Here is a 13,020-nt window from a genome sequence, read left to right as displayed (position 1 = left end):
TGACCACTACACTACAAAACACAATAAGGATGTTATATGACAATCTATAAAACACCAATCAGCAAAACAGGCAATGAATATATCGACTTTCTGTTAGCTCACAATCAAAAGTTTCTTCCTTCAGAAGGTGAAAACACCTATACATGGAGCTTTGTACATCTGGATCGAGCACCAACATATGAACTTTATGGCGGAATAATTTCAGAAACCTCTCAAGAATATGCCAGATATGCTTTTCAGCAGATGAGCAATATTATTAATGTTAATTTTAGAGAAATTGATGCCTCAATAAATACCCCCGGAGATATCCACGTTTACTCCCCTGCCTATTCGGCTAATTATGAAGGTGTAGCGGTAAGCGATAATGGTGTTGAATACGCAGAATTGCAGTATAAGGATCGACCATCTCCTAGTATATCCTCTAATTGGACTGTAGCAGGTCATGAACTCGGTCATATTATGGGGCTTGCCCATACACATTCATTAGTAAATGGTGAGTGGGTTTTCGATCCTTATCGTTCAGACATGAATAGAATTGATACTGTCATGTCATATAATCACGGTGAAAACGCTAATGGTACTGGTGAACGGCTGAATATTCTGGATGAAATAGGAAATCGTACCGCTCAAGCATTTAACCACACTTATGGTATCTACGATATGCTGGTTCTACAGCATATTTATGGTGCAAATACCAGCTACAACGCTGGAGATACAACCTATACCTATACCCCTGATAGCCTAAGTTTCTTTGAAACCATTTGGGATGGTGGCGGTAACGATACTATTGATATTTCTGCTTTCAATAACGGGGCTGAACTGAATCTCAATGGCGGGACTCGTAGTTCCGTCTATATTTCAACCAACATAATACAAGAAGCTATGAATGCCTATAACGGAAAAAACAGTATTGGTATTGCTTATGGCGCCAATATTGAAAACGCTAAGGGTACTCAAGGTAATGACATTATTTACGGCAATGAACTGAATAACACGATTTACGGTAATGCCGGCAATGACATTATTTACGGCGGTGCCGGTAATGACTGGATTCATGGTGGCGAAGGTAGTAATATTCTCTATGGAGATGATGGCAGCGATAACCTACTCTCTTACGGTAAGGACACACTATACGGAGGTATGGGTGATGACCATTATCAGATATACGGCAATGATTATGTTCAGGTTATTGAAAAAGAGAATGGTGGCTATAACGACGTTATGATGGTTTATACCAAAGGCGTTACCAACTATATTCTTTCGGATAATGTCGAACAGCTTCAACTAGATAGTCTTGCAACCTACAACTCTACCCTGACGGGAAACAGCTTAAATAACCATTTGTATGGTAACGATGGTGACAACATCCTTACAGGTCGAAAAGGAAGTGACCTGTTACAGGGTTATAAAGGAAGTGATACCTATATATTCAGTAGTGGCGATGGTAAAGATTATATTAGTGAATACTATAACGACAAGACGGCCTCAACCGATAACGATGTTTTACTGCTGACCGACATTTCAGCTAATCAGTTATGGTTTACCAAGTCAGGCACCTCCAGCTATATGGGACTAAGAGTTTCAATATTAGGCACAACCGATGAGATTAATATTGATGGCTGGTACACATATAATGCTAAACTGGAACAGATAAAAACTCAGGATGGCGTGGTGCTGTCCATTGCGCAGATAGAAGCTCTGGTTGGTATTATGGCTAGCCAGACTAAGCCTTCAGGAAATACCTCAACGATTATTCATGACTATCTGGCGCAAACTGGTACCGGATCCCCTTCCGGTGACCAACTTTTCTATGGTAATGAGCAGAATAATTCAATCAGCACCGGAACAGCAAACTCCACACTGTATGGTGGTTCGGGCAATGACACCTTAACCGGTGGAGCAGGTAATGACACACTATATGGTAATGATGGAGATGACACACTATCCGGTGGTGCTGGAACAAATATTCTTATCGGTGGTGCCAGTAATGATACATTAATATCCAACAACGGTAACGATACCCTGATTGGTGGCGCAGGAAATGATAAATATCAAATATGGGGAAATGAATACCGTATTATAGAAGAGAGTCAGGGAGGAATCGATAGAGTAGATATATATACAACAAATACCATTCAGTTTATTACACCGGATAATATCGAGAACATCAGTCTAAATTACCCCTATATGATCCACTCAGGAATCACTGGTAATGCGCTAGATAATGGTATTAGTGGCAACGTTGGCAATAATCTTTTAATTGGCGGTAAAGGAAAAGACACCTTACAGGGATATCAAGGCAGCGATACCTATGTATTTAATTTAGGCGATGGTCAGGACACCATCTGGGAGTACGATAACAATACGGTACCCATCACCGATATCGATATTTTACGTTTCACTGATATCAATGCCGATAGACTCTGGTTTAGTAAATATTCTTACGGGGGCTATGAATCACTGATGGTACGGGTTCTTGGAACCAGTGACCAGATAGTGGTTAATCGCTGGTATTCCAGTAACAACAAGCTGGAGCAAATTCAAACCGCGGATGGAATTACACTGTCTATTGCTCAGGTTGAAGCGTTAGTGAGCATGATGTCCCAACAAACCATGCCAACAGGCAATAGCTCCACTGTTATTCAGGATTACCTGACACAAACCAACGTAGTCTACGGCACTCACGGTGAAGATTATCTTTCCAATGATGCAGCCAGTAGCACCTTCTACGGTGGCAATGGCAACGATAAAATCATCTCCAAAGGCGATGATATGCTTTATGGTGGTAATGGAAACGATGTTTATGAAATACATGCAACAACGCTTTATGTGTTTGAAGAAAAAAATGCCGGGCTTGATACAATACAGTTATATACAAATAAGGCTATTGACTATTTTATTCCGGATAATGTCGAAAATATGATGATAATGAATCTTACCGAAACATATGCTTTAAAAATTACCGGTAACGATTTAGATAACTTCATACAGGGTAACTATGGAAATAACATTCTTGCCGGAGGAAAAGGTAATGACATTTTACAAGGCGCCTTAGGTGGTGACACTTATGTCTTCAATCAAGGGGATGGTCAGGACATCATTAAAGAATCCAATAATAATATTTATGCAGATACCGGAACCGATGTCTTATTGTTCACGGATATTTCATCCAACCAGTTATGGTTTACCAAAGATTTATCCAATGGCGGAGAGTCACTGCTGATTAATGTGCTTGGTACTACCGATGAGATACTTGTTAGCAACTGGTATTCTGGTAATGCCACGCTAGAGCAAATAAAAACCCAAGATGGCGTCACCTTATCCACTGACCAAATTGAATCTATGGTCAACGTAATGAGTTCGTATGCGATGCCAGCAGCTTACAACTCATCAATTATTGATGATTATATGACACAAACGTCAATAATAATGGGTTAATATCAACTTAACCAGCAGCATATAAACCACATAAGCAACGTTCACTTTAAGTGGGTGTTGCTTATTTCTTATCATTCTTAAGCCACGTCGATGGGCGCGTCAGCTGGCCACGGTGGTCGCTATTGACGGTGGAGCACACACCGATAATGCTAGCTGAGATCAGATTAGTCTGGGGAAATTAGCTTAATCCAATGCGCCGGTTTTGCATCACGCAAAACCGGCGCACCTGATAAAGGTGTTTTCAGCGAGAGCACACCGTCGAACAGCCACTTTGGCGCATTCACCAAGGTTGGTCTGCCGACAGTGATCAAGCGGCGAAGAAGTCGATATTCTCCCTGACCGCTGAGCAGGAAAACCATCAATGTTTAAAACTATCAATGTTTAAAAGCATCAAAATTTTAAAACCATCAAAATTTGTCTGCCCGCTCAATCTTCCCCATCAAAAACTTGTGTACAAAGTAAGGCACCACTTCACTGGCCGGGCCATAATGTTTCTCTTCAAACTGGCTTTCCACCTGGCTGGGCTCCAGGTTCAACTCCATCGTATAAGCCCCACCAAGGCGCGCCTCATGTACAAAACCCGCCGCCGGGTAAACATTACCCGAAGTACCAATCGCCACAAAGAAATCAGCTTTGGCTAATGCGGCGTAGATTTCATCCATTTTCAGTGGCATTTCCCCAAACCAGACCACATGTGGCCGTAGCGGTGCCGGGAACTGACAGCAGTGACAGCGTTCTTCCACACTGAGATCTCCTGACCACTCAAACACCTGCCCAGAACTGGTGCAACGCACCTTCAATAGTTCACCGTGCATATGCACCACCCGCTTGCTGCCGGCCCGCTCATGCAGATTATCGATATTCTGTGTCACCAGTAGAAAGTTATCCCCCAGCCACTCTTCCAGGCTGGCTAATACCCGATGTGCGGCATTAGGGGCAATTTCAGGCTGCTGAAGTTGTTGCCGCCGGGCATTATAAAATGCCTGTACCAACGCAGGGTCGCGTTTAAAGCCATCAAGCGTCGCCACATCCTCTACTCGGTACTCTTCCCATAACCCATCAACGGCCCGGAAAGTACGGATACCGGACTCGGCAGAGATACCCGCCCCGGTCAATACCACCACAAACGGCTTTTTCAGCTCAGCTGTCGCCATGGTATCGCGATGAAAAATTCTTGAACGAAAACGTTGATGTAGCAGGTGTTTTCTCTTACGAAACTGAAACAGCTGATGATGAGTACGCATAAGCTCTCCTTAAATTATACCCGGGTCAGCGCTGTTCAAAACGCACTGAGTGTGACTCTGCAACTTAAATGGGGCTGGCTCTATTGCCATCGCGCAGATTAAGCAACGCCGCACCTCTAACGCCACCCGCATCACCATAACGTGCCTGTTCGATGCGCGGCAATTTGGCGACGGATAATAGATAGTTCGGCAAGCGCTGAGGTAATGCCTGATAAATCTCGCTAAAATTCGATAAACCGCCACCGAACACCACTAAATGGGGATCAATAAAGGTTAGCAAGTTGCCCAGGCAAATAGCCAACACCTCTAGGTATCGATCAACATGCGCCACCGCTTGCGGCTCACCGGCGTGATAATGTGCAATAATTTGTTGTGCCGACAGTTGCTGCTGATAAAAATGCGCATACATCCATTCAAATCCACGGCCTGACAGATAATTTTCAATGCAACCCGCATGACCACAACCACAGGCAACGCGAGGAATATCACGCCCCAGTACCTCCAGCGCATCCACCGGTAAGCGGAAATGGCCAAATTCACCGGCAATATGGTTACGCCCAGCCAGCACTTTACCATCAACAATCAAACCACCACCGACACCTGTCCCCAGAATGATACCCAGTACCACCGGATAACGGCGAAACTCTGGGTCCCAGGCTTCAGACAAGGCAAAGCAGTTGGCATCGTTATCGACCCTGACCTCACGACCAATCAAGCGGCTCAGATCACCAGGTAATGGCTGCCCCATGGCTGCAGGGACATTAGCGGTAAACAACGTGCCATCTTCATTTGGCAACCCGGGAATACCGATCCCCACCTTACCCGCTGAACCACAAAAATTATCGGCCTCAACGGTCAAATCACGTAACACCGCCAACAGTTCTTGATAGTGTTCACGCGGTGTTGGTACCCGTTTTTGCCAGATGCACTGCAAATCAGTATCGAATACACCCAGTTCAATCTTGGTGCCACCCATATCGAAACCATAGTACATCACACTCTCCAGCTAAAAAAATGGAGCCCTTCATCGAGCCCCAGGTTTTTATTATTGGCCGCTCAAGACGCGGGCAGGATCAATGCGACTGGCACGTCTGGCGGGATACCAACTGGCCAGCAAGCTAAGGATAATCGCGGTTGCCAACACAATGACCACATCTAACCCATGCAGTTCGGAGGGCAGAAAATCAATAAAGTAGATATCGCCTGACAGGAACGAGTGACCGAGCAACTTCTCTAACCCTTTAATGATAGGTGTCAATTGCAATGAGGCAATCACCCCAATCACAACGCCACTTAGGCTACCCACCAACCCAGCCAGCAGACCATACCAAATAAAGATGGCACGGATAAAACCGTCTTTGGCTCCCAGGGTACGCAGCACCGCAATATCGCTACTTTTATCTTTTACTGCCATCACCAAGGTGGAAACAATGTTAAAGCAGGCCACACCAATCACCAGAACCATCGCCAGATACATGATGGTACGGACCATTTGAATATCACGGTACATATAGCCATAGGTACCAATCCAGCTTTTAATATAGACGTAACTATTGGTCACGCCACCGGCATCTCGCACCAGCTTATTCGCCGCAAACACATCATTGACCTTGATAGCAATGCCGGTAACGCTGTCACCCATATCGAGATATTGCTGGGCATCCGCCAAAGGAACCATCGCCAAGCTGTGATCAAGTTGACCGCTCAGTTGTAAAATACCGCTAACCTGTAGGCGAATACGCTTAGGCTGCAACAGTTTCATCTGCGGATCACTGTTTGGGATCATCACCGTGACAGAGGAGCCCACCGATACGCCCAAGGCTTCGGCCACCCCTTTACCCAAGATCACCTGCTGCTCCCCACTTTTGAAATTAGCCCAAGCATCACCTTGTACAAAGTTGGGTAGCGCACTGAGTCGGCTTTCATGTGCAGGATCGACCCCTTTGACCTGCACTGCACGCAGTTGTGCACCGTTTTCCATCAACCCAGTGAAATTGATATAGGGCGCGGCGGCTAAAATACCCGGTACTTGTTCTATACGCTGCAACGCCTCGGGCCAATCGGCAAACGGCTGCTCCACCGCTTCGATCTCACCATGGGGCACCACCGCCAGAATACGGTCCTGCAGTTCACGCTCAAAACCGTTCATGGCACTCAGGCCAACGATCAATACCGCCACCCCCAGCGCAATCCCGATAGTGGAAATCACCGAAATCAGCGAAACCATACCGCCACGCCGCCGGCCACCACTAAAGCGCAGTGCCATTAACAATGAAAGTGGCAATGCACGCATTACTTGGCCCCCATCAAGGCAGATTCAGCCTGTAACTGACCATCCACCATTTCCAACTGACGACTCAAGCGTTTTGCCAATTGCAGGTCATGAGTCACCACCAGAAATGCTGTCCCCTGACGCACATTCAATTCACCCAACAGATCGAAAATACTATCGGCGGTGCGCTTATCCAGGTTACCAGTAGGTTCATCTGCTAGTACCAGTGACGGGCTATTCACCAAAGCACGGGCAATGGCCACGCGCTGGCGCTCACCACCGGAAAGTTCAGAGGGGCGATGTTTACTGCGCTTTTCCAACCCCACCGCTGCCAGCATTGCCAAGGCTTTTTCCTCAGCCAATGCGGGCTTGGTGCCGCCAATCAGCAATGGCATTGCCGCATTTTCCAGTGCGGTGAAATCAGGCAGTAAGTGGTGAAATTGATAAATAAACCCGAGTTGACGATTACGTAGCTCAGCCTTGGCAGCAGAAGAAAGGGTATTCAAGCTCTGCCCTTTATAAATCACCTCGCCAGAAGTGGGAGAATCCAACCCACCCAGCAGGTGTAATAAGGTACTTTTACCTGAGCCGGAACTGCCGACAATCGCCATCATCTCACCGGGTTGCATGGCAAAGCTGACATCGCGCAGTACCGAGGTGTGCAAGTTGCCTTCCTGATAGGTTTTACACAGGTTGTCGCACTGCAACAAAAGTTGATTATTCATAACGTAAAGCCTCCGCAGGTTGTACGGCGGCAGCGCGCCATGAAGGGTAAAGCGTAGATAACAGCGAAATCGTCATTGCCACCAGGGCAATCAAGGTCACTTGTAGCGGGTCAACCAGCACTGGCAACGAGGCACCATCGATCAGCGCCCCCAGAATCGGCAGCAGGTTATTCAAGTTGCTGGCCAGCAACACCCCTAATAAGGTACCCAGCAGTGAACCGATAATGCCGGCACTGGCACCTTGTACCATAAACACCGCCATAATCTGGCGTCGTGTCAGGCCTTGGGTTTGTAAAATAGCCACTTCCCCCTGCTTTTCCATCACCAGCAGCCCTAGGGAAGTAATAATATTAAAGGCCGCCACTGCCACTATCAGGCTAAGCAGCAACCCCATCATATTCTTTTCCATCCTGACGGCCTGAAACAACTCACCTTTACGGTCGCGCCAGTCTTTCCATACGCCACCTTCTGGCAACGTTTGTTGGCTCAGGGTATCCACCTTCAGCGGTTGCTCAAGAAACAGCCGCCAACCCGTGACGCTGCCTGCTGGGTAACGCATCAGGCGTGAAGCATCCTGCTGATTGACCAGCAATTGGTAACCATCTACCTCACTATTGGCGTGGAAGGTGCCGATCACCGTAAACAAGCGTTGGCTTGGGATGCGCCCCATCGGGGTGAACTGGCTGGCGCTGGGTACCATCAAGCGCAGTTGATCACCCGGTTTCACCCCCAGTTGTTCAGCAAGCTGCTCACCAAGAATAGTGTTGTATTCACCCGGCTGAAGTTGCTGCTGTTTAGCAGTCACTAGATAAGGGGCCAGTGGATCAGCCTCATCAGGATTAACCCCCAACAGCACCCCAACCGCCACACTGCGCGCGCTTTGCAACACCACATCACCGGTGGTCAACGGAGTGACACGTTTCACCCCTTGCAAGCTTTGTAATGAGGAGGCGGGAAACTGTTCAGGATTAATAAAGCCCTGTTTGCTGGTAACCAGCGCTTGCGGCATCAAGCCTAGAATGTTGTTTTCGAGGTCTCTTTCGAAGCCATTCATCACCGAAAGCACAGTGACCAGCGCCATCACCCCCAGGGTAATGCCGATGGTGGATAGCCAGGAGACAAACCGCCCAAAGCGGTCTGAGGCACGCCCTCGCATATAGCGCAGGCCGATAAATAACGCGACAGGTTGATACATGAAATCCGTTTTATTGCGGTAGCTTAAGCAAAGTAATCAAGGATAATAAAGGCTCTACCCGCTTTATGGAACCACCTGCACGGTTTTATTCTCGCAAGCACCCTCGCTTTGAGCCAATTTTTGTGGCTGGCACACCTAGGCTCTCTTTTTCATTCCAGACAATTTCTTTTTCATTCCAGACAAATAGTGGCTGCTACAGGTGCGAGTGATGCAGGTTAGCCGACCGTTGAGCGCATGGACGCGCGATACGAGCCCCCAAGGACGGGTTTACGGCGTGTCGGCGTTCCGCGTCACTCCCACCGACCTGACGCTTAGAGTAAAGTGGTATTACACACAGCGAATTGGATTGGTGAAATAACTACCAGCTAACTTCTTGCGTTTACTTTTAGCGGTGTCAGTTTATAGCGCTCTGGGCTAGTATATATTCAAGTTTATCCACGTTGCCTCAGGTCAAAAGCACTTAATGGGAGAAACGCTTTCCCTCAGCCTTTATGACAACAGGGACATTTCATTGATTAAGTAAAGATAACTGCATGAGTACTTCTGACAATAGTCGCCGTTCTGCTTTATCCTCTGCCCGTTACCCACTCCCTGTTCGTGCGGGTGATTTGCGTCAACTTGGGCAGCTTACCGGCTCAGCCTGTGCCGTTGAATGTGCTGAAATCACTGAGCGCCATTCCGGCCCGGTGCTGCTCATTGCCCCAGATATGCAAAACGCGCTGCGGCTACGTGATGAAATCCAGCAGTTTACCGACCAGATGGTGACCACCCTCTCCGACTGGGAAACCTTGCCCTACGACAGTTTCTCACCTCACCAGGAGATCATCTCTTCCCGTCTTTCCAGGCTATACCATCTGCCTACTATGGAGAGCGGCATTATTATTCTGCCCGTCAACACCTTGATGCAGCGTGTTTGCCCGCATGAGTTTTTGCGCGGACACGCCCTGGTGATGAAGAAAGGCCAGCGCCTGTCAAGGGACCTGCTGCGTACCCAATTAGAGCAGGCGGGCTATCGTTGTGTCGATCAGGTGATGGAGCATGGTGAATTCGCCACTCGCGGCGCCCTGCTGGACTTGTTCCCCATGGGGAGCGATGCCCCTTTTCGCATCGACTTTTTTGATGATGAAATCGACAGCCTGCGCACCTTTGACGTAGATAGTCAACGGACGCTGAGTGAAGTCGAGTCGATCAATCTGCTGCCCGCACACGAATTCCCGACGGATAAAAATGCCATTGAGCTCTTCCGTAGCCAGTGGCGCGAACAGTTTGAAGTCCGCCGCGATGCCGAACATATTTATCAACAAGTCAGTAAAGGCACTTGGCCGGCGGGCATTGAATATTGGCAACCGCTGTTCTTCAGCCAACCCCTGGTTTCTCTGTTCAGCTACCTGCCAGCCAATACACTGGTGGTGAATACTGGCGATCTGGAAAGTGCCGCAGAGCGCTTCTGGCAAGATGTTAATCAGCGCTATGAAGGCCGGCGAATTGACCCAATGCGCCCCCTGCTCCCCCCAGAAACATTGTGGCTACGAGTTGATGCGCTGTTTGGTGAGCTAAAAGCCTGGCCACGGATTGCTCTGAAACCTGAAGAGTTACCTGACAAAGCCGGGTGCTGTAACTTGGGTTATCAACCCTTACCCGATCTGGCCGTTCAAGCCCAGCATAAATCACCGCTGGATAATCTGCGCCGCTTTATTGAGCATTTTACCGGCAGTACGGTGTTTTCGGTTGAAAGTGAAGGCCGCCGTGAAACCCTGCAAGAATTGCTGGGCCGCATCAAACTCAATCCGCCAGTGATCCAACGCCTTGATGAGCTCAACGCCACCGGCAGCTACCTGATGGTGGGGGCGGCCGAGCGTGGTTTTATTGATACGTTACGTAACCGAGCCATGATCTGTGAAAGTGACCTGCTTGGTGAACGTGTCAGCAACCGTCGGCGAGATAACCGCCGTACCATCAACACCGATATCCTGATCCGTAACCTGGCGGAACTACACCCGGGGCAGCCGGTAGTCCACCTTGAGCATGGCGTTGGGCGCTATGTGGGGATGACCACACTGGAAGCCGGCGGCATCAAGGCGGAATACCTGATCCTCGCTTATTCCGGTGAGGATAAGCTCTATGTCCCGGTCTCTTCCCTGCATCTGATTAACCGCTACGCCGGGGGAGCTGATGATAACGCCCCATTACACAAACTGGGGAGTGATGTTTGGTCCCGTGCTCGGCAAAAAGCGGCGGAGCGGGTGCGCGATGTTGCGGCAGAGCTGCTCGATATTTATTCCCAGCGGGCGGCTAAATCCGGCTTTGCGTTCAAACATGATCGCGAGCAATATCAACTGTTCTGCCAAACCTTCCCGTTTGAGACGACACCGGACCAAGAGCAGGCCATCAACGCCGTGCTGAGCGACATGTGCCAACCACTGGCAATGGACCGTCTGGTCTGCGGTGACGTTGGTTTTGGCAAAACAGAAGTGGCGATGCGTGCCGCTTTTCTGGCGGTAGAAAATGGCAAACAGGTGGCGGTGCTGGTCCCCACCACGTTGTTGGCACAACAGCACTTCGATAACTTCCGTGATCGCTTCGCTAACTGGCCAATCCGTATTGAGATGATGTCACGCTTCCGCAGTGCTAAAGAGCAGCAACATACCCTGCAAGAAGCCGTAGAAGGTAAAGTGGATATCATTATCGGTACCCATAAGCTGTTACAGAGTGATCTGCGCTGGAAAGATCTGGGGCTGCTGATTGTCGATGAAGAACACCGTTTTGGCGTGCGCCATAAAGAGCGCATCAAAGCCATGCGGGCTGATGTTGATATCCTGACCCTCACCGCCACGCCGATTCCACGTACCCTGAATATGGCCATGAGTGGCATGCGTGATCTTTCGATCATCGCCACCCCACCGGCCCGCCGTTTAGCAGTGAAGACCTTTGTTCGTGAGTACGACAGTCTGGTGGTCCGTGAAGCAATCCTTCGTGAGGTACTGCGTGGTGGTCAGGTTTATTACCTACATAACGACGTGGACAGTATCGATAAAGCAGCCCAGCGCTTGGCAGAACTGGTGCCCGAAGCACGTATCGCCATCGGCCACGGCCAGATGCGTGAACGTGATCTGGAACGGGTGATGAACGATTTCCATCACCAACGCTTCAATGTCTTGGTGTGTACCACCATTATTGAAACCGGGATTGATATTCCCAGCGCCAATACCATTGTCATTGAGCGGGCAGATCGCTTCGGCTTAGCGCAACTGCATCAGTTACGTGGCCGTGTTGGCCGCTCCCACCATCAAGCTTATGCTTACCTGTTAACACCTAATCCGAAAGTGATGAGTACCGACGCACATAAGCGCTTGGAAGCCATTGCCTCGTTAGAGGATTTGGGCGCCGGTTTTGCCCTGGCGACTCACGATCTGGAGATCCGTGGTGCTGGGGAGTTGCTGGGGGAGGAACAAAGCGGCCAGATGACCACTGTCGGTTTCTCACTGTATATGGAACTGTTGGAAAGTGCGGTTGATGCGTTGAAAAATGGCCGCGAACCGTCACTGGAAGATCTCACCAGTCAGCAAACCGAAGTTGAACTGCGCATGCCAACTCTGCTACCGGATGACTTTATTCCAGACGTCAATACCCGCTTATCCTTTTATAAACGCATCGCCAGCGCTAAAAATGAAGGGGAACTGGAAGAGTTAAAAGTCGAGTTAATTGACCGCTTTGGCTTGCTACCGGATGCGGCTCGTAACCTGCTACAAAGTGCCGCCATGCGGCAACAGGCACTCAAGTTGGGTATCAAGCGCATTGAAGGTAACGAGCGTGGTGGTTTTATTGAATTTGGTGACAAGAATCAGGTTGATCCCGGGTATTTGATTGGCTTGCTGCAAAGCAAACCACCGGTTTACCGCCTGGATGGACCCACCAAGCTCAAGTTTACACTTGATCTCTCCGACCGGTTGAAACGGCTGACGTTTATCACTGAGTTGCTTGTGGCCTTCAGGGAACATACCTTGGCGGCTTAAATAGCAATAGCTATCTATCTGCCCCGCTTCAAGCAACAGCGTCTGACAAGCACTGGCGGCATCTGCCGCCAACGTGCTATCACCTCATTATCAAACTGATAATTCCCGTTATTAATATGATAATAACTCGTCT

Annotated in this window: 7 protein-coding genes; 2 read left to right on the top strand and 5 right to left on the bottom strand. The window is 48.8% G+C overall.

The window, feature by feature from the left end; all coding sequences use genetic code 11:
• Window positions 1-36 precede the first annotated feature (36 nt).
• Window positions 37-3,438, top strand: coding sequence for a calcium-binding protein (locus AC2A06_RS07845; RefSeq protein ID WP_484379920.1), 3,402 nt, complete (start codon window positions 37-39; stop codon window positions 3,436-3,438).
• A gap of 407 nt (window positions 3,439-3,845) precedes the next feature.
• On the opposite strand, the gene cobB is transcribed toward AC2A06_RS07845, so the two are convergent.
• From cobB to lolC, 5 genes are all read right to left on the bottom strand, one after another.
• Complete coding sequence (cobB, locus tag AC2A06_RS07840; RefSeq protein WP_484379919.1) at window positions 3,846-4,682, bottom strand: Sir2 family NAD+-dependent deacetylase; 837 nt, start codon at window positions 4,680-4,682, stop codon at window positions 3,846-3,848.
• A gap of 64 nt (window positions 4,683-4,746) precedes the next feature.
• The gene (nagK, locus tag AC2A06_RS07835) at window positions 4,747-5,676 is read right to left on the bottom strand and encodes an N-acetylglucosamine kinase (RefSeq protein WP_484379918.1); all 930 of its coding nucleotides are present in this window, start codon (window positions 5,674-5,676) and stop codon (window positions 4,747-4,749) included.
• A gap of 51 nt (window positions 5,677-5,727) precedes the next feature.
• Window positions 5,728-6,975: a lipoprotein-releasing ABC transporter permease subunit LolE gene (gene lolE / locus AC2A06_RS07830; protein ID WP_023491786.1), complete on the bottom strand. Its 1,248-nt coding sequence runs from the start codon at window positions 6,973-6,975 to the stop codon at window positions 5,728-5,730.
• Window positions 6,975-7,679, bottom strand: coding sequence for a lipoprotein-releasing ABC transporter ATP-binding protein LolD (gene lolD / locus AC2A06_RS07825; RefSeq protein WP_023491788.1), 705 nt, complete (start codon window positions 7,677-7,679; stop codon window positions 6,975-6,977). The genes lolE and lolD overlap by 1 nt, the downstream gene beginning before the upstream one ends.
• Window positions 7,672-8,874, bottom strand: a complete 1,203-nt coding sequence (gene lolC, locus AC2A06_RS07820; RefSeq protein ID WP_023491790.1) for a lipoprotein-releasing ABC transporter permease subunit LolC — start codon at window positions 8,872-8,874, stop codon at window positions 7,672-7,674. Before lolC ends, lolD begins: the two co-directional genes overlap by 8 nt.
• A 533-nt stretch (window positions 8,875-9,407) precedes the next feature.
• On the opposite strand from lolC, the gene mfd reads away from it, so the two are divergent.
• Window positions 9,408-12,887: a transcription-repair coupling factor gene (gene mfd / locus AC2A06_RS07815; RefSeq protein WP_484379917.1), complete on the top strand. Its 3,480-nt coding sequence runs from the start codon at window positions 9,408-9,410 to the stop codon at window positions 12,885-12,887.
• The last annotated feature ends 133 nt before the right edge of the window (window positions 12,888-13,020 follow it).

This window comes from Serratia sp. HNCC26DJ244, assembly GCF_057180565.1.
Note: the sequence above shows the minus strand (reverse complement) of the source record. Positions and strands in the feature narration are given on the sequence as shown.

Bases quoted from the DNA above. Each gene is read 5' to 3' on its own strand.
- lolE (WP_023491786.1), bottom strand. From the start codon at position 6,975: ATGCGTGCATTGCCACTTTCATTGTTAATGGCACTGCGCTTTAGTGGT.
- nagK (WP_484379918.1), bottom strand. From the start codon at position 5,676: ATGTACTATGGTTTCGATATGGGTGGCACCAAGATTGAACTGGGTGTA.
- mfd (WP_484379917.1), top strand. From the start codon at position 9,408: ATGAGTACTTCTGACAATAGTCGCCGTTCTGCTTTATCCTCTGCCCGT.
- cobB (WP_484379919.1), bottom strand. From the start codon at position 4,682: ATGCGTACTCATCATCAGCTGTTTCAGTTTCGTAAGAGAAAACACCTG.
- lolD (WP_023491788.1), bottom strand. From the start codon at position 7,679: ATGAATAATCAACTTTTGTTGCAGTGCGACAACCTGTGTAAAACCTAT.
- AC2A06_RS07845 (WP_484379920.1), top strand. From the start codon at position 37: ATGACAATCTATAAAACACCAATCAGCAAAACAGGCAATGAATATATC.
- lolC (WP_023491790.1), bottom strand. From the start codon at position 8,874: ATGTATCAACCTGTCGCGTTATTTATCGGCCTGCGCTATATGCGAGGG.